Origin of the sequence: Caballeronia sp. LZ019, from assembly GCF_031450825.1 — a bacterium.
Taxonomy (GTDB): Bacteria; Pseudomonadota; Gammaproteobacteria; order Burkholderiales; family Burkholderiaceae; genus Caballeronia.
The window spans coordinates 991,413-1,009,909 of the sequence record NZ_JARTVZ010000005.1 but is presented as its reverse complement, the minus strand read 5'-3'; the positions used below and the strand labels follow the sequence as shown (position 1 = coordinate 1,009,909).

The following is an 18,497-nucleotide window of genomic DNA, read 5'->3' as shown; positions in this document are numbered from 1 at the left end:
GCTTCGAGAAGCGAGAAGGCGGCGCGAGGGCCCGGGCGTTTTGGGCGGGACGCGAAACGAGCCGTCTTTCGAAGGGCTGTTCCACCTGTCCCTGCGCGCGTGTCGACGGGACTTTCGACGCCTCCAGCGCCCACTGTCCCACGCACGGCTAACCCGCGATTTTACCCGAGGCGGCGCGCCGGAGCGAGCCGCGGCCGGTGTTTCGCGCTTTCTGGCCGGTATTTGCCAAAGTCGCAGCGGCGGGGCGGCGCGCTGGCTCCTAGACTGATCTGACACCGCTGCAGACGACGTTTAAGGCAAGCGGTGATTCATCCTTGGGGTGCGCGTCGCTGTACGGCATGCCTTTGTTCAAGGGAATTCGCATGGTGCGTGACAAGGCGGACAACGTCGGCGCGCTGATCGTCGTGCTGTGGCTTGCAGTGACTCATGCGTCCGGCGGGCAAGCCGCGACGTGTGCGCCCCCATCACCTTCGGCAACGTCCTATACGGCGAGCGGCTGCGACGCAATCGTCCCCGGCGGCACATTCGATACGGGCGCGGCGGCCTACGCGGCCGTCCTGCATGCCGCGAATAGCGGATCGATCACCGTCACCGCGCCCGTCACGCTTCGCTCATCCGGCGACGAATCGACCGGCGGCTATGTCGAAAGCGGCGGCCGCATCGACTTCGGCGATAGCGGCTCCTCCGTGACGACACGCGGCGCGCATTCCAACGGCGCGCACGTGTTCGGCGACGGGAGCATCGCCGGACGCGTCAGCCTGACGACCTACGGCGAGCGCTCCCATGCCGCGTTCGTCGATTTCGGCGGAACGATGACGCTCCGCGATTCGACCATCGTCACGTACGGGCCGCAGGCGGGCGGGCTGATCGTCGCGACCGGATCGATCAGCCTGCTGGGCACGAGTTCGGTAACGACAGCGGGCGACGACGCCCCGGGGCTCGGGCAGTCTTCGGACGGGTCGAGCATCGTCGTCGATGCGGGCGGCGGCCGCACATCGGTGCGTACGACGGGGACCGGCTCGCCCGGCGCGCTCGTCGAATCGCCCGGTTCGATGGTGCTGCGCAACGTCGATGTGCGCACCGAAGGCGGCGCGTCGCCGGGGCTCGCCGCGACGGTCGCGGGCGCGTCGATCGATGCAGCCGGCACCACCGTGACCACGCTCGGCGATGCCGCAATCGGCGCAGACGCGACCGGCTCGGGCACGCTCACGTTGAACGCCGGTGCGATAACGACATCCGGCGCTGGGGCGCATGCGCTCGTGGCGAGCGGCGCGGATTCGCGGATCACCGCCGAGCGCGCGCAAGTGACGACGCAAGGCGCGTCCGCGCATGGGATCGTGTTGCGCGACGGCGGCGGCATCGTCATGCGCAACGCGGCGGTGCGGGCGCTCGGCGCGGCGGCGGACGCGTTGAGGGTGACGGGCGGTACGCCATCCGCTCCGATGCGCGCGGAGTTCGCCGGCACGACGCTCGCGAGCAGCCAGGGCGCGGCAATCGCCGTGCAGGACGGATCGGCGCGCGTGCTGGTTGCGGGCGGTGGCGCATCGGGTCCGGCGTTGCTGGCGGTGGACAGCATCGCGCGGTCGAGCGATCTCGAGCTTACTGCGAGCGGCGCGACGCTCTACGGCGCGTCGGCGATGCGCGGGCCGGCGTCGGCTGGCGCGACCGTCCGCGTGACGCTCGTCGACGGCGCGACGTGGTGGATCACCGGCGATTCCACGCTCACGAGCCTGAACAGCGCGGGCAGCGTCGCAGGCTTCGCACGGGTCCCGGATGGCGCGTTCCACAGCCTGACGGCGCGCCAATTTCACGGCGACGCAGCGACGCTCGTGCTGAACACTGCGCTCGGCGGCGATCGTTCGGCGTCGGATCGGCTCGTCATCGACGGCGGCGCGGCAACGGGCACCACCGGCGTGCGCATCGCGAACGCGGGGGGACGCGGCGCGCTCACGTTCGACGGCATTCGCGTCATCGAAGCGATTAACGGCGGCATCGCGCCCGAGACCGCGTTCAGATTGAGCGGGCGGGCGGTGGCGGGGCCGTATGAATATCGCCTGTATCGGGGAAGCCTCACCGCTCCCGGCGATGGCAACTGGTACTTGCGCTCGCAGCGACCGCCCAAGCCGCCGCTGCCGCCGGCGCCTTCGCCCGGTCCGACGCCATCGCCATCGCCGTCGCCGTCGCCGTCGCCTGAACCTGCGCCCGGTCCGACGCCGACGCCCACGCCGCAATATCGCCCGGAAGTAGCGGCCTACCTCGCGAACGCCACTGCCGCGAGAATGATGTTCCTTCACAGCCTCCACGATCGCCTGAATTCGCTTCCCGCCGATCCCGCAGCGGCCTCCGACGAAGCCGGTCGCGACGCATGGCTGCGCCTCGTCGGGCGTTCGACCAACAGTGCTGCATCCGGCGACGAATACAGCGCGCGAATACGCAGCGTGCTGCTTCAGGGCGGCAGCGACCTCGTGCACCGCCGCCTTATGAGCGATGACGATCGCCTGCTGTTCGGCGCGATGGCCGGCTACGGCTACGTCCACAGCGATGGATCCGCTGCCGACAGCGACGAGCACGCGGCGGGCACCGTCAACGGCTACAGCGTCGGCATGTATGCGACGTGGTTCGCAAACGCACGATCGCGTCTCGGACCGTACGTCGATAGCTGGCTGCAATTCGGATGGATGGACAAGCACGTGCGCGGCGACGACCTGCCGGACGTCGGGTATCACACGAAGGCGTGGGCGGCATCGGTCGAGACGGGCTGGGCGTTTCCGCTCGGCGTGTCGTGGCGGATCGAGCCGCAGGTGCAGGCGGTCTGGCTGCGGCAACTCGGTATCGACGTGACGGAGCCGAACGGCACCGAGCTCACGAAGGGCGCGTCGAGCAACATCATCACGCGCGTGGGCGTGCGGCTATCGCGTGAAATCGACGCGGGCGGCGGCCGGCGCTTCGCTCCTTACGCCGCGTTCAACTGGTGGCACGACCAGTCGAACCTCGTCATCGCATTCAGCGATGTCTCCTTGCCGCAGATGTTTCCGACCAACCGCTACGAAGTGCGGCTTGGGCTGAACGCCGCATTCGCCAGGCGCTGGTCGGCCTGGGGCGACATTTCCGGCCAGTGGGGCGCACAGGCCTATTCGCAATACGGCGTGCGGTTCAACGCGCGCTACATCTGGTGATCCGTCACGCCGACGAACGCAGCCTGCAATGCTGCTTCGCGTCATTTCAAAGGCGCGGTGTACACTGAACGTCCAAAAAATATCGAGCCTTCGTCCGCCCGCATCACCCCTGCGGGCGCGACGCCGTGTCTATCCGACATGCCGGGCGACTGAAAACATGGGTCCATCGATTCACACCCCCACTCATTGTTCGAGCGGTCGCAGGCTGTGAACCCTGTCCAAATAAATTCCCAAACGTCTCAGGATAATCAGGTCAATCATGGACGAACAACTGAAGCAAAGCGCTCTCGCGTATCACCAGAATCCCCGCCCCGGCAAGATTTCGGTCACGCCGACCAAACCGCTGTCGAATCAACTCGACTTGTCGCTGGCGTATTCGCCGGGCGTGGCAGCCGCCTGCATGGCCATCTTCGATGAACCGCTCGACGCGCAGAAGTACACGTCGCGCGCGAACCTCGTCGGTGTCGTGACGAACGGCACGGCCGTGCTGGGCCTCGGCAACATCGGTCCGCTCGCGGCCAAGCCGGTAATGGAAGGCAAGGGGTGTCTGTTCAAGAAGTTCGCGGGCATCGACGTGTTCGATATCGAGTTGGACGAAACGGACCCGGACAAGCTCGTCGATGCGATCGCAATGCTCGAGCCGACGCTCGGCGGCATCAACCTCGAGGACATCAAGGCGCCGGAATGCTTCTATATCGAAAAGAAGCTGCGCGAACGCATGAAGATTCCGGTCTTCCATGACGATCAGCACGGTACGGCGATCATCGCATCGGCCGCGATTCTCAACGGCCTGAAGGTGGTCGGCAAGAAGCTCGATGAAGTGAAGCTCGTTTGCTCCGGCGCGGGTGCGGCAGCGATCGCATGTCTGGACCTGCTCGTGCATCTGGGCCTGAAGAAGTCGAACACGCTCGTCGCCGATTCGAAGGGCGTGATCTATGAAGGCCGCGGCAATCTCGATGCTTCGAAGGAGCGCTATCAGGCGAGCACCGACGCACGGACGCTCGGCGATGCGATGCACGGCTGCGACGTGTTCCTCGGCTGTTCGAGCGCCGGCGTGCTCAAGCCGGAGATGGTCGCGACGATGGCCGACAAGCCGCTGATTCTCGCGCTGGCGAATCCGGAGCCGGAAATTCGTCCGGAAGAAGCGAAGAAGGTGCGGCCCGACTGCATCATCGCGACGGGCCGTTCGGACTATCCGAACCAGGTCAACAACGTGCTGTGCTTCCCGTTCATCTTCCGCGGCGCGCTGGATGTCGGCGCGACGACCATCACGGAAGAAATGAAGCTCGCATGCGTGCGCGCGATCGCGGAACTCGCCGAAGAAACCGATCAGGGCGATGAAGTCGCCAAAGCGTACGAAGGCCATTCGCTGGAATTCGGTCCGGAGTATCTGATTCCGAAGCCGTTCGATCCGCGTCTCATCATCAAGATTGCGCCGGCTGTCGCGCAGGCCGCGATGGATTCCGGTGTCGCGACGCGTCCGATTCAGGACATGGATGCGTATCGCGAGACGCTCGGCGCGACGGTGTATCGCACGGGCATGGTGATGCGTCCGGTGTTCGCGGCGGCGAAGGCGGCGCCTGCGCGCATCGCGTTCGCGGAAGGCGAAGATGAGCGCGTGCTGCGCGCCGCGCAATTCGTGCTGCTGGAGAAGATTGCGAAGCCGATCATCATCGGCCGTCCGGCGGTGGTCGAGATGCGTCTGCAAAAGATGGGTTCGAAGCTGAAGCCGGGCGTCGACTTCGAGATCGTGAACCCGGAAGACGATCCGCGCTATCAGAAGAGCTGGCAGGCGTATCACGAGATCGCCGCGCGCGAGGGCGTGACGCCGGAAAGCGCGAAGGCCGCGCTGCGCAAGTTCAACACGCTGATCGGCGCGATCCTGATTCATACCGGCGATGCCGACGGCATGATCTGCGGGCTGATCGATACGTATCAGGATCACCTGAAATTCGTCGAGCAGGTGCTCGGCAAGGCGGAAGGCGCAAATAACTTCGCGGCGATGAATCTGCTGATGCTGCAGGGGCGCAATCTGTTCATCAGCGATACGTACGTCAACGAGACGCCGACACCCGAGCAACTCGCCGACATGACGATTCTCGCTGCGCGTGAGATCGAGCGGTTCGGGATTCAGCCGAAGGTGGCGCTGGTGTCGAATTCGAACTTCGGCAGCGTGCCGAGCGCGTCGAGCAAGCGGATGGCGGAAGCGCGCAAGCTGCTTGCGGAGCGTGCGCCCGATCTCGAAGTGGATGGCGAGATGCACGGCGATGCGGCTTTGTCGGAGACCGTGCGTAAGTCCGCGTTCCCGGGGACGACGCTGCACGGTGAGGCGAATTTGCTGATCATGCCGAACGTCGAGGCGGCGAATATCACGTACAACCTGCTCAAGATGGTGAGCGGGGAAGGCGTCACCGTCGGACCCTTCTTGCTGGGTGCTTCCAAACCGGTGCATATTCTGACGCCTGCGGCTACCGTGCGGCGGATCATCAATATGACGGCGGTGGCGAGCGCTAATGCGAGCGTGAATAAGGCTAAGTAAGCGGTAGTTTCGCTGCGTTGATGACGGCGATCCGGGGGACCGGGTCGCCGTTTTCGTTATTGGCCTAGCAAGGACGCAATCTTGAGAACCGTGTCGAATAGCGGCCCGGTTGCGAAAATCTGCTGTCGCTTTAGCCTGTCCGGTGAAAGTCGGGCGGCCTGGCCGTGATGTAATACGGTCTGCTTAGCTTCTCGTCGGCAGCATGGAGATCATCGTAGAAACGTTTCGAGCAACCGGCGAAGCATCGGCGGCGGCGATTCGCGTGCGTCCGCTGGCGGGGCAAGGACTCAGTACCGCATTGCGCGTCGAATGCAGTCGGAGCATGCGACAGCAATATCCTGTCGGCACGCTCTTTCGACTGGTGGTGAAGCTGATTCATCGCGAAGGCACGCCCTTGCTTTATGCACACTTCGCCGCGCTGTTCGAGTCCGTCACGCCAGAAGAAGCAGAGCGCTTTATCGCCGCGAGGTATCGCAGGACCGGAGGGTCAATGCTTTGACGTGAACTGCAAGAAGAAGGCGGTTCGCACGCGAACCGCCTCTCGGGGGAAGTGAAGAGCGCTCACGCCACCTGCCGCTTCGCCCCGCCTTCCCGATCCCGCCACTGCGCCAGCAGCTTCTCCCACTTGACCTTCGCCGCCTTGACGTTGTTCTCCTTGATGTGCCCGTACCCGCGCATCGAATCGGGAAGACTGGCGAGTTCGATCGCCAGTGGCAGCTTCTGCATCGACAATCCGGTGATCAGTTCGCGAACGAGCGCCTCGTATTCCGCAATCAACGCCCGCTCCATCTTCCGTTCTTCCGTGCGCCCGAACGGGTCCAGCCCCGTCCCGCGCAAGAACTTGAGGCGAGCGAGAAAACGCATCGCGGGCATCATCCACGGGCCGTACTGCTTTTTGACCAGCCGCCCGTGCGCGTCCTTCCTGGAAAACGAAGGCGGCGCGAGATGAAACTTGATCTTCCAGTCGCCTTCGAAGCTCCCGCGAACCTTCTCGATAAAAGCCGGATCGGCATATAACCGCGCGACTTCGTACTCGTCCTTGTAAGCCATCAGCTTGTGCAGATTCCTCGCGACAGCTTCGGTGAGCAGGAAATCGCCGACGCCCAGCGCCGCCTCGGCCGCACGCACGTCCGCAACGAGCCTTCCATAACGCGCGGCGTACGCGGCGTTCTGATACTTCGCCAGGTAATCGAGCCGCTTGTCGATCAGCGAATCGAGCGCCTTCGGCGTGTGCAGCGCGATGATCTTCGCCGGCGACGCATCGGGCGATCCATGAGCCAGCCGCGTCACGGCCGCCAGATCATGGGCCGCGCGCCGTCCCCACTCGAACGCGGCCAGATTCTTCTCGACCTGCACCGCGTTCAACTCGATCGCCCGCACCAGCGATTCATGCAGCAGCGGCAACCATCCCTTCTGCCACGCGTACCCGAGCACGAACGGATTCGTGTAGATCGCGTCGCCCATGAGCGCAACGGCGAAACGGTTCGCATCGACGAGCGCGACATGCTCGCCAGCCGCCGCGCGGATATCGGCTTCCGCACTCGCGCCCGGAAAACGCCAGTTCGGGTCCTTGATGAACGCGGCAGTCGGCGTCTGCGCACTATTGACGACGACGCGCGTATGCCCCGGCTGCATCCGCGAGCCGCATTCGTCGCTCGCGGTCACGAGGGCGTCGCAGCCGATGACGAGATCCGCCTCGCCCATCGCGATGCGCGTCGCGTGGATATCGGCGGGGCTGTTCGCAATCTGCACGTGGCTCATCACGGCGCCGCCCTTTTGCGCGAGGCCGGTGACATCGAGCACCGTCACGCCCTTCTGTTCCAGATGCGCCGCCATGCCGAGCAGCGCGCCGATGGTCACGACGCCCGTGCCGCCGACGCCCGTCACAAGCACGCCGTACGGCCGGCCGATGGAAGGCAGGTCAGGCGTGGGAACAGGCGGCATCGCTTCGCCGGCGACGCTCGTCGCCTTCGGCTTCTTCAGCTGGCCGCCTTCGACCGTCACGAAGCTCGGGCAGAAGCCGTTGAGGCACGAGTAGTCCTTATTGCACGTCAACTGATTGATCTGGCGCTTCGTACCGTACTCGGTATCCAGCGGCTCGACGGAAAGGCAATTCGACTTCACGGAGCAATCGCCGCAGCCTTCGCACACCGCCTCGTTGATCACGACACGTTTCGCCGGATCGGGAAACGCACCGCGCTTGCGGCGGCGACGCTTCTCCGTAGCGCACGTCTGGTCGTAGATCAGAATCGACGTGCCGGCGATCTCGCGCAACTGGCGCTGAATGTCGTCGAGCTTGTCGCGATGATGCACCTCGATGCCCGGCGCAATGCCGACGTCCGGCGTGTACTTTTCGGGCTGATCGGTCACGATCACGATCTTCGCCGCGCCTTCCGCAGCCAGTTGATGCGTGATCTGCGGCACGGTCAGCACGCCGTTGACGGGTTGGCCGCCCGTCATCGCGACGGCATCGTTATAAAGAATCTTGTAGGTGATGTTCACCTTCGCCGCGATCGCCGCGCGAATGGCGAGCAGCCCGGAGTGGAAGTACGTACCGTCGCCGAGATTGGCGAACACGTGCTTGTCGCCGGAAAACGGCGCCTGCCCGACCCACGCAACGCCTTCGCCGCCCATCTGGCTGAACGTGCTCGTGTTACGGTCCATCCAGACCGTCATGTAGTGACAGCCGATGCCCGCCATCGCACGCGATCCCTCGGGCACGTTCGTCGACGTGTTGTGCGGGCAACCCGAGCAGAACCACGGCTTGCGCTCGGCCTCGACACGCGGCCGGGCGAGCGCCTTCTCCTTCGCTTCGATCACCGCGATGCGCGCCGCGATACGCGCGCGGACATCGGCGGGGAGATCGAATTTGTCGAGCCTCGTTGCGATCGCCTTCGCGATGATCGCCGGCGACAGTTCGTAATGCGCGGGCAACAGCCAGTTGCCCATCGGCACCGACCATTCGCCGCCCGCGCCGTCCTTTTCGTCGAACTTGCCGAAAACGCGCGGACGCTGCGCATCGGGCCAGTTGTACAACTCTTCCTTGATCGCGTATTCGAGAATCTGGCGCTTCTCTTCGACGACGAGAATTTCGTCGAGACCGCGCGCGAATTGCTGCGCGCCTTGCGCTTCGAGCGGCCACACGCAGCCGACCTTGTACAGGCGAATGCCGATCTGCGCGCAGGTTTCATCGTCGAGGCCCAGGTCGGTGAGCGCCTGACGCACGTCGAGGTACGCCTTGCCCGCCGTCATGATGCCGAAGCGGGCCCGCGGCGAATCGATCTCGATGCGGTCCAGCTTGTTCGCCCGCACATAGGCGAGCGCGGCATACCACTTGTAATCGAGCAGACGCGCTTCCTGCACGAGCGGCGGATCGGGCCAGCGGATGTTCAGGCCGCCGTCGGGCATCGCGAAATCGGTCGGAATCACGATCTGCGTGCGATGCGGGTCGATATCCACCGACGCCGACGATTCCACCACGTCCGTCACGCACTTCATCGCGACCCAGAGGCCGGAATAGCGGCTCATCGCCCAGCCGTGGAGACCGAAGTCGAGATACTCCTGCACGTTCGACGGAAACAGCACCGGCAACCCGCACGCCTTGAAAAGATGCTCGGACTGGTGCGCGAGCGTCGATGACTTCGCGGCGTGGTCATCGCCGGCGAGCACGAGAACGCCGCCATGTTGCGACGATCCGGCGGAATTGCCGTGCTTGAAGACATCGCCGGAGCGGTCGACGCCGGGGCCTTTGCCGTACCACATCGAAAAGACGCCGTCGTACTGTGCGCTCGGATACAGGTTGACTTGCTGCGAGCCCCAGACGGCCGTCGCCGCCAGGTCTTCGTTCACGCCCGGCTGAAATACGACCTGATGCGCGGCCAAATGCTTCTTCGCCTTCCACAGCGACTGATCGAGACCACCGAGGGGAGAACCGCGATAACCGGAGATGAAGCCGGCGGTATTGAGACCGGCGGCCTTGTCGCGCTCTTGCTGGAGCATCGGCAGGCGCACCAGCGCCTGGATGCCGCTCATATAAGCGCGGCCGCGTTCGAGCGTGTATTTGTCGTCGAGTGTGACGGATTTCAGCGCGGCTTCTAGCGAAGCTCTTTGTTCTGCGTCTAGCGGGGCGTTCATTATGTGTCTTCCTCCACCCGAGTTTGGGATCACCAAAGCATGTTTCGGGCCGCCGCCTCTTGTGGACGCGTTGGCCGGGACTTCAAGTGTGCCGATGCACGCCTCGGGCAGACAGTGGGACAAACCCGTTCGTTATCCCGCCGCGCGCAGGCTGCGCTTTGTTACAGGTGTAAAAGCGACGCGAATGCGGAACCCTCGTTTCGAACTCTGTCTAAACGGGCGCCTGGCGCGGTTTGCCAGGAGTCGTACACGCAGTCATAAGGAGAAATTAAATGAAGCAACGCCACATCCAGAGTTTCCTGATGGTCTCGGCGGCCTTTTTCGCGATCAGCGCCCCGATGGGCGGCGCCCGCGCAAACTCGCCGTTCGGAGCGACGTCCGCGCCGCAAGTCGTGCAGGCGCGCGCGCAAATTTCGCAGACGCGCACCGGCGAGCGTCGCGAATCCGAACGCAGCAACGACGATACGGCGAACTGACCGCATCGCAGCGGCGGGTTCGGCTGAAATCCGCCGCGAAAAGCAAAAGGGACATGAGCGCTTCATGTCCCTTTTTTGCGTCCGCTCCCTTGTTAGCTCGCGCTGGTGTCTTTCAGGACACCGCGCCGCATCTGGTCCAGTTCGATCGATTCGAACAGCGCCTTGAAGTTGCCCGCGCCGAAGCCCTGATTCCCCTTGCGCTGAATGATCTCGAAGAAGATCGGCCCGATCTGGTTCTCCGTGAAAATCTGCAGCAGGATTTCGTCGCGCACGCCGTCGATCAGAATCTTGCGCTTGCGCAACTCCGCGACGTTTTCGCCGTGGTTCGGCACGCGGCGATCGACGAGTTCGTAATACGTGTCGATGGTATCGAGCAGCGCGATTTCGGCCGTGCGGAGGCCATCGACGGTGGCGTAGATATTGTTCGTGCCCAGCGCGATGTGCTGAATGCCTTCGCCGCGATAGGCGTCGAGATATTCCTGAATCTGGCCGGCGTTCTCGGAGCCTTCTTCGTTGATCGGAATGCGGATCTTGCCGCACGGTGAGGTCATCGCCTTGGACTTCACCGCGGTCACCTTGCCTTCGATGTCGAAATAGCGCGCTTCGCGGAAGTTGAAGAGACGCTCGTAGAACTCGGCCCATTCGATCATCCGGCCGCGATGCACGTTATGCGTCAGATGGTCGATATACGTCAGCCCGTGACCGACCGGATTCGGGTCCGCGCCGGGAATCGGCTCGAAATCGACATCGTAAATGCTGATGTCGCCAATGCTGCCCGGCTGCGCGCCGTTCTTGCCGCGCCAGCGGTCGACGAAGTAGATCAGCGAATCGCCGATGCCCTTGATCGCCGGAATGTTCAGTTCCATCGGGCCGGTCTTGTTGTCGAAGCCCCACGCGCCCAGTTCGAGCGCGCGTTGATAAGCCTTGCCGGCATCCGCGACGCGAAACGCAATCGCGCAAATTGACGGACCGTGCAGGCGCGCGAAGCGCTGCGCGAAGGAATCGGCTTCCGCGTTGATGATGAAGTTGATATCGCCTTGCCGATACAGCGTCACGTTCTTGTGCCGATGCTTTGCAATGGCGGTAAAGCCCATCTGCTCGAACAATCGCCCGAGGGCGACGGGATCGGGCGCGGTGTACTCGATGAATTCGAAGCCGTCGGTGCCGACGGGATTCTCCCAGTTCGATGCGGTCATTGCGTGTCTCCTGATCTGCGCGGCGTTGCGCGACGTGGAGACAAGTTTAGCGAGCGTCGCGCGCCAAAAGTTTGCGAAACAAATCGCCGCTTTCTAGTATTGCGCAACAAGCTGCCAACAGAACGCGAACGGGAGACAGATCATGGCCGAACCTGAAATCGACGCAATCGACCGCAAGATTCTCGCGATTCTGCAGGAGAACGGGCGGCTATCGAACCAGGAAATCGCGGATCGCGTGAGCCTGTCACCCAGTCCGTGCTTGCGGCGCATTCGGCGGCTGGAGGAAACGGGCGTGATTCGTGGCTATGTTGCGCTGCTCGACGCCAAAAAGCTCGGGCTAGGGCTTCTGGCATATGTCAACGTGCGGCTGGAAAAGCGCGGCGGAATGCCGGTCGCCGCCGGCACGCCGAAACCGCCGACGCACGGCGATCTGTTTCGTGAAGCGGTGCGCTCATGGCCCGAAGTGGTCGCCTGCGACGCGATGACCGGCGAAATGGACTTCCTGCTGCGCGTGCAGGTGCGCGACATGGAGCACTTTTCGCGCTTCGTGGAGGATCAGTTGCTGCACCATCCGTCGGTAATCGACGTTCGTTCGAGCTTTTCGCTCGAGCGCATCAAGGAAACGACGGTGCTGCCGCTGCGTTAGCCTGAACAAAAAGAAAGGGCGGTCTCGGCCGCCCTGGTGTGGTCCCGCTCGCAGCGCGCCCCGCCCTGTCCTAAAGAATCAGGCCGCGTCGGCCGTCGGCATGAACGCCTTGAAAACTTGCGATGCGCGATGCGCCTGGCGCTTGATCGCGTAGTCGAACACGGCGGCTTGCTCCTGAAGCATTTCGGCCATGATGCTCGTCTGATCGGCCGGTTGAAGCGAGAGATACGCGTCCGCTTCGCCGTATGCGTACTCGATCTTCATGCCCGACTTGCGCGCGATATGCATCATCGTCTTGTTGCGCGAAAGACAATGCATGTACAACTCCGACACGTGCGTATTGCGGCTGCGCATGGCGGCGCGTTCGAACAGCTTCGTGCCGATGCCGCGCCCGCGCGCGCTTTCGAGCACCGATACGCCGAATTCGGCGGTGCGCTTGTCGCCGTCGGCAGGCAGATAGGCCAGGTGGCCGACGCCGACCAGTTCCAGCGAGGCGCCGAACACGCCGAAAACCGTGTCGTTCGTGAAGTTCAGATTGCGAACGTAATTCTCGATGACGTGATCCGGCACGATCTGGCCGAACCGCAGCAGACGGTCGTCTTCGTCGAGCGCAAGAAAGTGCGTGAGGAGACGCTCGCGGTCTGCCGAAGACAGTTCGCGCACGAGAACTGGCATACGCGCGGCGTCCGGCAGCGGACGGTCGCTAGCGACGATCTGCTCGGCGTTGCGGTTGTAGGTCAGTTCCACGATGTTCTCCTGTCGTTCGTACGAATGCTGCATAGCAAAACGCATTCTATCCGGTTCGGGAGAATTCGATACGGGAAAACCCTTAAAAACCGTGGAGCGGGAGTTCTAAATAGTTGTGTGATCGCGACAATATCGAGCGAATTCAGTCGGTTACGTGATTGGCTGCGTACCGCAGGCCGCGTTGTCGCACCGCAGCAAGCTCAACGGTCCGCGTCGGCAAGCCCGTGCTCGATCATCCCGACGACCTCCTCCGCGAACTCGCCGTAGCCCAGCTTGCCGCCCGGCTTGAGCCACGTGAACGTCCAGTTGATCATGCCGAAGACCATCATCGTGAGCGCGGTCTGATTGTCCTTCGTCACGCGGTGCGGGTACGCGCGCGCGAGTTGGCGCGCGAACGCCGCGACGATATCGCGCTGACGGCCGAGCACGATCTCGCGCTGCGCCTCTTCAAGATATTTGACGTCGTTTAGAAGCGCGACGTGCCGGCTGTGCGACGTCTCATACTCCGCGAGGAACGCGCGCAGCAGTTCGGCGAAGGCCTGGCGCTCGTCGAGGCCGCGTCGCTCGCTCGCGCCTTCCACCTCCGCGATGATCAGCATCAGCCGCTTCGTGTAGCGGTCGAGAAGATCGAAGAGGATCGCTTCCTTGCTCTCGTAATAGTGATAAAGCCGCGCTTTCGACGTGCCGCTCGCGGCGGCCAGATCCGCCATCGACGTGCTCGGGTAGCTCGTCTGCGCGAATTTGGCGGCGGCCAGTTCGAGAATCTGCTCGCGTTGTGTTTCGTGGTCAGGCGCTTTCGTACGGGCCATTGATCGGACGTTCTTTTCGGCTTATTGGCTTGTCTGCATTACCGCCGCAGTTCGGCGTCAACGATTTCCGACGGGGTGCCGCGTATTTTAAGCCGCCCCGCCGCGACGAGTTCGCGGCATCGCCAGAAGGCGACCGAATCGCTCAGCAGGAAGTCGAACTGCTGCGTCATCGCCTCGCCGGCGATGCGCCTCGCGGGGCACCACTCGGACGTCGCGATGTCGAGCATCGCTTCGTCGACGTCGGTCCACGTGCCTGAGACCAGCATGTTGTCGCGCAGGCGGCGGTTTTCGGCGTTGGAGTGCTTCGCTTCCTGCCATTCGAGCGCGAGCCGGCTGATGCGCAGCACGGAGATGGGCGCGGCGCTCGGCAGCTTCGCCACCAGTTGATGCGGCGAGAACATGCCGACAGCGGTCGCGCGGTCGGGCCGGCTCGCCTCCTCGGGATGCGCGTCAGGAGCGGCGACGGACAGATCGTCGAAGGCCAGCTTCGCTTCGTTCAGCCGCTGCGGCACATTGCGCAAGTGATAGGCGACGCGCCGCAGCGTGAGCTGATCCGCCGCGCTCTGGCCGTGCCACACGACCACCTGCGCATCGCCGCGCGCGAGACGGCCGAAGAGCGCCTGTTGCGCCTTGAGCTCCGCTTCGAAATCGACCGCGCTGTTCCAGACGTGACGCCAGAACGTCGCGCGCGCGACCGGCGATTCGTCCACATCGCGGATGGGACCGACGGCGAGATCGTCGCGCAGGGCGATCACCTGGTCGTCGCGCCCGGCGAGCAGAAGCGCTTCTGTCAGCGACCGGGCGGCGCTGTCGCCATTCGTGACGTGAATCAAGTTCATGGTGTCGGCATGCCGGAAGACGAAGGGACCGCGATGTGCGGTCCCAGTTTAAGCCAATCGCCGCGCGCGCCGGTGTGGCCTTTCGCGCTCAGATCAACGCTCGTCGAAGCTCACGACGACGCGCTCGCTCACCGGATGACACTGGCACGTCAGCACGAATCCGTCGTCGATTTCGTGTTGCTCGAGCGTGTAGTTCTTGTCCATCTTCACCGTCCCCTCGACGACCTTCGCGCGGCACGTGCAGCAGACGCCGCCCTTGCATGCATAGGGCAGCGCGAGCCCCGCCTTCAGGCCGACATCCAGCACGCTCACGCCTTCGTACGGCAGGCGCAGCTTGCGCTTCTTTCCGTCGATGATCAGTTCGAGGTCCGCCGCCGGCGTGCTTTCCGTGATCTCGATTTGCGGCACGCCCGCTTGCGGCAGCGGCGTACCGAACCGCTCGACGTGGATGCGATCCGCCGCCACGCCCGATTCCTTCAGCGCGGATTCGGCGGCATCCATCATCGGCGCGGGACCGCAGATGAACGCTTCGTCGATTTCGTCCGGCGGCAACAGCGTCTCGAGGAATGCCTTGCACTTCGCCTTGTCGAGCACGCCGTTGAACAGCTCGACGTCCTGCAGGTCGTCCGACAGCACGTGATACAGCACGAGCCGGCTCATGTAGCGGTTTTTCAGGTCTTCCAGTTCTTCGGCGAACATGATCGCGTCCACGCTGCGGTTGCCGTACACGAGCGTGAAGCGGCTCGTCGGCTCGAGATCGAGCGTCGTCTTGATGATTGCCAGCACTGGCGTAATGCCCGAGCCGCCCGAAAACGCGACATAGTGCTTCGCGTGATCGGCGTTCAGGTGCGTGAAGAAGCGCCCGTCGGGCGTCATGACCTCGATTTCATGACCCGGCTTAAGGGTGTCGAACGCGAAGTTCGAGAAGCGTCCGCCCCGCACGCGCTTGATGCCGATGCGCAATTCGCCGTCGCGATCGTAATCGGTCACGCCGACGCAAATCGAATACGAGCGGCGCGTTTCCTCGCCGTCGATATGCGTCTTCAGCGTCACGAACTGGCCCTGCGTGAAGCGAAAAGCGTCGCGCAGTTCGGGCGGCACGTCGAACGAGACGGTGACGGCATCGGCGGTTTCGGGACGAACGTCGCGGATGCGCAGCGGATGAAATTGCGGAGTCGCCATGATGATCGTGTCTCGGAGCAGTCAATACGGCTTGAAGTAATCGAACGGCTCGCGGCAATCGATGCAGCGATACAGCGCCTTGCACGCCGTCGAGCCGAATTGCGCGAGCCTTTCCGTGTGCGCGGAGCCGCAGCGCGGACAGGGGATGACTTCCTTCTTGTACGGCACGAAGCGCAGCGGTTGTTCGGTGCTGCTGCAAGCGCCCGTGGGCGGCGCGATGCCGTAGCGGCGCAGCTTTTCGCGCGCGTCGCCGGTAATCCAGTCGGTCGTCCAGGCGGGCGCGAGCACGGTCTTGACGCGATGCGCGCCGAGTTCCGCGTTCTCGAGCGCATGGGCGATGTCCTCCGCGATCTGCGACATCGCCGGGCAACCGGAGTACGTCGGCGTGATGACGACTTCGAGCACGCCGTCGTCGCCGTGGCGGACGTCGCGCAGGATGCCGAGCTCACGGATCGACACGACCGGGATTTCCGGATCGGGCACCGATTCGAGGACGGACCACGCGCGTTGCAGCGCGGCGTCGCTCTGGGCGTTCGGGCTCGTCGTCACCAGGTCGCACCCGGATGCTGCCGCGCGAGACTTTGCATTTCCGCGAGCAGATAACCCATGTGCTCCGAATGCTCGCCGAGCTTGCCCGTGCTGACGTGCTTCACTTCTGCGGGCGCGCGCAGGGTGGCTTCGTCGATCGCCGATGCAACCGCATCGCGCCACACGGCTTCGAAATCGCTCGCCAGCGGCGCGATGCCCGCTTCGGCCACCGCGCGCTCGACGGCGTCGGGATGAAAGAATTCGCGCGTGTAGGGCATCAGATAATCGAGCGCCGCCTGCGCCCGCCGGTGCGATTCGTCCGTGCCGTCGCCGAAGCGCACGAACCAGTCGCGGGCGTGGTGCAAGTGGTATCGCGTTTCCTTGATCGATTTCGCCGCGATCGCCGCGAGCTGCGCATCCGACGATGCCTGCAACGCCGTCCACAGCTCGGCCATCAGCGCCGAATACAGAAAGTTGCGCACGATGGTCACCGCGTAGTCGCGTTCGGTGCGCGCCGTGCCCGCGAGCGGGCCGAAGTGCGGCAGCTCGACGAGCGTGTAATTCGCGAAATCGCGCTCGCCGCGGAAATAGGCGTAATCGTCTTCCGTCTTCTGCTGGCCGGTGAGCGCGGCTTCGAGCGTCGCCGCATGGGAGTACAGCAGCCGCGCCTGCCCGATCAGATCGAGACTCATGTTCGCAAGCGCGATGTCTTCTTCCAGCGCCGGGCCGTGACTGCACCATTCGGCGTTGCGCTGGCCGAGGATCAGCGCGTTATCGGCGAGACGCAGCACATAGGCGAGATGTTCGGTGCTCATGTCGCGCCCTTACATGTGGTTGATTTCGTCGGGCAGCACGAAGAACGTCGGATGCCGGTAGATCTTGTCCCCGGCGGGCTCGAACAGCTCGCCCTTGTCGGCCGGATCGGACGCCGTAATGGCCGACGACGGCACCACCCAGATGCTCACGCCCTCCTGACGTCGCGTGTAGACATCGCGCGCCATGCGCAGCGCGGCGCTGGCATCGGCGGCGTGGAGGCTGCCGCAATGCTTGTGATCGAGTCCCTGCTTGCTGCGCACGAAGACTTCCCAGATCGGCCATTCCTTGTTCATCTCTCTCGTCTCCTGATTACGCTGCTTCGCGATGCGCGCGCGCCGCTTGTTTTTGCGCGTACGCAAGCGCGGCCTCACGCACCCATGCACCGTCGTCGTGTGCCTTGACGCGGGTGGCGAGGCGCTCCTTGTTGCAGGGGCCGTCGCCGTTGACGACGCGCCAGAATTCTTCCCAGTCGATCTCGCCGTAGTCGTGCGCGCCGCGCACCGCGTTCCATTTCAGATCGGGATCGGGCAACGTGACGCCGAGAATCTTCGCCTGCTCGACGGTCGCATCGACGAACTTCTGCCGCAGGTCGTCGTTCGAGATGCGCTTGATGCCCCAGGCGAACGACTGGCCGCTGTGGATCGAATCCTTGTCGCTCGGGCCGAACATCATCAGCACCGGGCACCACCAGCGGTTCACCGCCTGCTGCACGAGATCCTTTTGCGCCTGCGTGCCTTTCATCATCGCGAGAAGGGCGTCGAAACCTTGCCGCTGATGGAACGACTCTTCCTTGCAGATGCGGATCATCGCCCGCGCATAAGGGCCGTAGGTGCAGCGGCACAGCGGGATCTGGTTCATGATCGCCGCGCCGTCGACCAGCCAGCCGATCACGCCGACATCGGCCCACGTGGGCGTCGGATAGTTGAAGATGCTCGAATATTTCGCTCGGCCCGCGTGCAGCGCATCGACCAGTTGATCGCGCGATACGCCCAGCGTTTCTGCTGCGCTATATAGATAGAGACCGTGGCCGCCTTCGTCCTGAACCTTGGCGAGCAGGATCGCCTTGCGCTTGAGGCTCGGCGCGCGGCTGATCCAGTTGCCCTCCGGCTGCATGCCGATGATCTCGGAATGCGCGTGCTGCGAAATCTGCCGAACCAGCGTCTTGCGGTAAGCCTCCGGCATCCAGTCTTGCGGTTCGATCTTGCCGTCGGCCTGCATCACGGCGTCGAAGCGTTGCTGATCGGAAGAGGCGTCGGCGGGGGCCTCCGAAGCGGGCTGCTGACCGGGAAGATCGAGAGATTGGGTGTACATGGCGGACACTCGCTCATGGGAAGTCGCTGTCGGCCGATTATAAACCGACCGGACGGTCGGGCAATTGCTTTTTTCGGGATGGCCGGGAATTCACCTAG

Annotated in this window: 15 protein-coding genes; 5 read left to right on the top strand and 10 right to left on the bottom strand. The window is 63.9% G+C overall.

Annotation, left to right across the window (positions count from 1 at the left end):
* Positions 1–362 precede the first annotated feature (362 nt).
* The 3 genes from P9255_RS18130 (at position 363) to P9255_RS18120 (ending at position 6,214) form a co-directional block, all read left to right on the top strand.
* Complete coding sequence (locus P9255_RS18130; protein WP_309790197.1) at positions 363–3,176, top strand: autotransporter outer membrane beta-barrel domain-containing protein; 2,814 nt, start codon at positions 363–365, stop codon at positions 3,174–3,176.
* Between the two features lie 259 nt (positions 3,177–3,435).
* A complete protein-coding gene (locus P9255_RS18125; RefSeq protein ID WP_309763863.1) occupies positions 3,436–5,715 on the top strand; it encodes an NADP-dependent malic enzyme in 2,280 nt (759 codons plus the stop codon).
* Between the two features lie 322 nt (positions 5,716–6,037).
* Positions 6,038–6,214, top strand: coding sequence for a hypothetical protein (locus tag P9255_RS18120; protein WP_309763864.1), 177 nt, complete (start codon positions 6,038–6,040; stop codon positions 6,212–6,214).
* Positions 6,215–6,276: 62 nt separating this feature from the next.
* On the opposite strand, the gene P9255_RS18115 is transcribed toward P9255_RS18120, so the two are convergent.
* Positions 6,277–9,849 carry an indolepyruvate ferredoxin oxidoreductase family protein gene (locus P9255_RS18115; RefSeq protein ID WP_309790196.1) on the bottom strand — a complete coding sequence of 1,191 codons (3,573 nt, stop codon included), beginning with the start codon at positions 9,847–9,849 and terminating at the stop codon, positions 6,277–6,279.
* 272 nt (positions 9,850–10,121) lie between these two features.
* Here P9255_RS18115 and P9255_RS18110 point away from each other — a divergent pair, with 272 nt between their 5' ends.
* Complete coding sequence (locus tag P9255_RS18110) at positions 10,122–10,325, top strand: hypothetical protein (protein WP_309763866.1); 204 nt, start codon at positions 10,122–10,124, stop codon at positions 10,323–10,325.
* 92 nt (positions 10,326–10,417) lie between these two features.
* Here P9255_RS18110 and hppD read toward each other — a convergent pair whose 3' ends face one another.
* Positions 10,418–11,521: a 4-hydroxyphenylpyruvate dioxygenase gene (gene hppD / locus P9255_RS18105; RefSeq protein WP_309790195.1), complete on the bottom strand. Its 1,104-nt coding sequence runs from the start codon at positions 11,519–11,521 to the stop codon at positions 10,418–10,420.
* A gap of 142 nt (positions 11,522–11,663) precedes the next feature.
* Between hppD and P9255_RS18100 the strand changes: the two genes are divergently transcribed.
* A complete protein-coding gene (locus P9255_RS18100; RefSeq protein ID WP_309763868.1) occupies positions 11,664–12,167 on the top strand; it encodes an Lrp/AsnC family transcriptional regulator in 504 nt (167 codons plus the stop codon).
* A 78-nt stretch (positions 12,168–12,245) separates the two neighbouring features.
* On the opposite strand, the gene P9255_RS18095 is transcribed toward P9255_RS18100, so the two are convergent.
* The 8 genes from P9255_RS18095 to paaA form a co-directional block, all read right to left on the bottom strand.
* Positions 12,246–12,914 carry a GNAT family N-acetyltransferase gene (locus P9255_RS18095; RefSeq protein ID WP_309763869.1) on the bottom strand — a complete coding sequence of 223 codons (669 nt, stop codon included), beginning with the start codon at positions 12,912–12,914 and terminating at the stop codon, positions 12,246–12,248.
* 200 nt (positions 12,915–13,114) lie between these two features.
* Entirely contained in the window at positions 13,115–13,723 is a 609-nt protein-coding gene (locus P9255_RS18090; RefSeq protein WP_309763870.1) for a TetR/AcrR family transcriptional regulator, read from the bottom strand.
* Positions 13,724–13,761: 38 nt separating this feature from the next.
* The gene (locus P9255_RS18085) at positions 13,762–14,562 is read right to left on the bottom strand and encodes a DUF1835 domain-containing protein (RefSeq protein WP_309790194.1); all 801 of its coding nucleotides are present in this window, start codon (positions 14,560–14,562) and stop codon (positions 13,762–13,764) included.
* Between the two features lie 93 nt (positions 14,563–14,655).
* The gene (gene paaE, locus P9255_RS18080) at positions 14,656–15,744 is read right to left on the bottom strand and encodes a 1,2-phenylacetyl-CoA epoxidase subunit PaaE (RefSeq protein ID WP_309763872.1); all 1,089 of its coding nucleotides are present in this window, start codon (positions 15,742–15,744) and stop codon (positions 14,656–14,658) included.
* Between the two features lie 21 nt (positions 15,745–15,765).
* On the bottom strand, positions 15,766–16,293 hold the full coding sequence (paaD, locus tag P9255_RS18075; RefSeq protein WP_404980368.1) for a 1,2-phenylacetyl-CoA epoxidase subunit PaaD: 528 nt from the start codon (positions 16,291–16,293) through the stop codon (positions 15,766–15,768).
* Positions 16,290–17,087: a 1,2-phenylacetyl-CoA epoxidase subunit PaaC gene (gene paaC, locus P9255_RS18070; protein WP_309763873.1), complete on the bottom strand. Its 798-nt coding sequence runs from the start codon at positions 17,085–17,087 to the stop codon at positions 16,290–16,292. The genes paaD and paaC overlap by 4 nt, the downstream gene beginning before the upstream one ends.
* Before the next feature lie 9 nt (positions 17,088–17,096).
* A complete protein-coding gene (gene paaB, locus P9255_RS18065; protein WP_309763874.1) occupies positions 17,097–17,381 on the bottom strand; it encodes a 1,2-phenylacetyl-CoA epoxidase subunit PaaB in 285 nt (94 codons plus the stop codon).
* 16 nt (positions 17,382–17,397) lie between these two features.
* A complete protein-coding gene (paaA, locus tag P9255_RS18060) occupies positions 17,398–18,399 on the bottom strand; it encodes a 1,2-phenylacetyl-CoA epoxidase subunit PaaA (RefSeq protein ID WP_309790193.1) in 1,002 nt (333 codons plus the stop codon).
* Positions 18,400–18,497: the final 98 nt, after the last annotated feature.

Bases quoted from the DNA above. Each gene is read 5' to 3' on its own strand.
- P9255_RS18110 (WP_309763866.1), top strand. From the start codon at position 10,122: ATGAAGCAACGCCACATCCAGAGTTTCCTGATGGTCTCGGCGGCCTTT.
- P9255_RS18120 (WP_309763864.1), top strand. From the start codon at position 6,038: ATGCGACAGCAATATCCTGTCGGCACGCTCTTTCGACTGGTGGTGAAG.
- paaA (WP_309790193.1), bottom strand. From the start codon at position 18,399: ATGTACACCCAATCTCTCGATCTTCCCGGTCAGCAGCCCGCTTCGGAG.
- P9255_RS18115 (WP_309790196.1), bottom strand. From the start codon at position 9,849: ATGAACGCCCCGCTAGACGCAGAACAAAGAGCTTCGCTAGAAGCCGCG.
- paaB (WP_309763874.1), bottom strand. From the start codon at position 17,381: ATGAACAAGGAATGGCCGATCTGGGAAGTCTTCGTGCGCAGCAAGCAG.
- paaE (WP_309763872.1), bottom strand. From the start codon at position 15,744: ATGGCGACTCCGCAATTTCATCCGCTGCGCATCCGCGACGTTCGTCCC.
- P9255_RS18130 (WP_309790197.1), top strand. From the start codon at position 363: ATGGTGCGTGACAAGGCGGACAACGTCGGCGCGCTGATCGTCGTGCTG.
- P9255_RS18090 (WP_309763870.1), bottom strand. From the start codon at position 13,723: ATGGCCCGTACGAAAGCGCCTGACCACGAAACACAACGCGAGCAGATT.
- hppD (WP_309790195.1), bottom strand. From the start codon at position 11,521: ATGACCGCATCGAACTGGGAGAATCCCGTCGGCACCGACGGCTTCGAA.
- P9255_RS18100 (WP_309763868.1), top strand. From the start codon at position 11,664: ATGGCCGAACCTGAAATCGACGCAATCGACCGCAAGATTCTCGCGATT.
- paaC (WP_309763873.1), bottom strand. From the start codon at position 17,087: ATGAGCACCGAACATCTCGCCTATGTGCTGCGTCTCGCCGATAACGCG.
- P9255_RS18125 (WP_309763863.1), top strand. From the start codon at position 3,436: ATGGACGAACAACTGAAGCAAAGCGCTCTCGCGTATCACCAGAATCCC.
- P9255_RS18085 (WP_309790194.1), bottom strand. From the start codon at position 14,562: ATGAACTTGATTCACGTCACGAATGGCGACAGCGCCGCCCGGTCGCTG.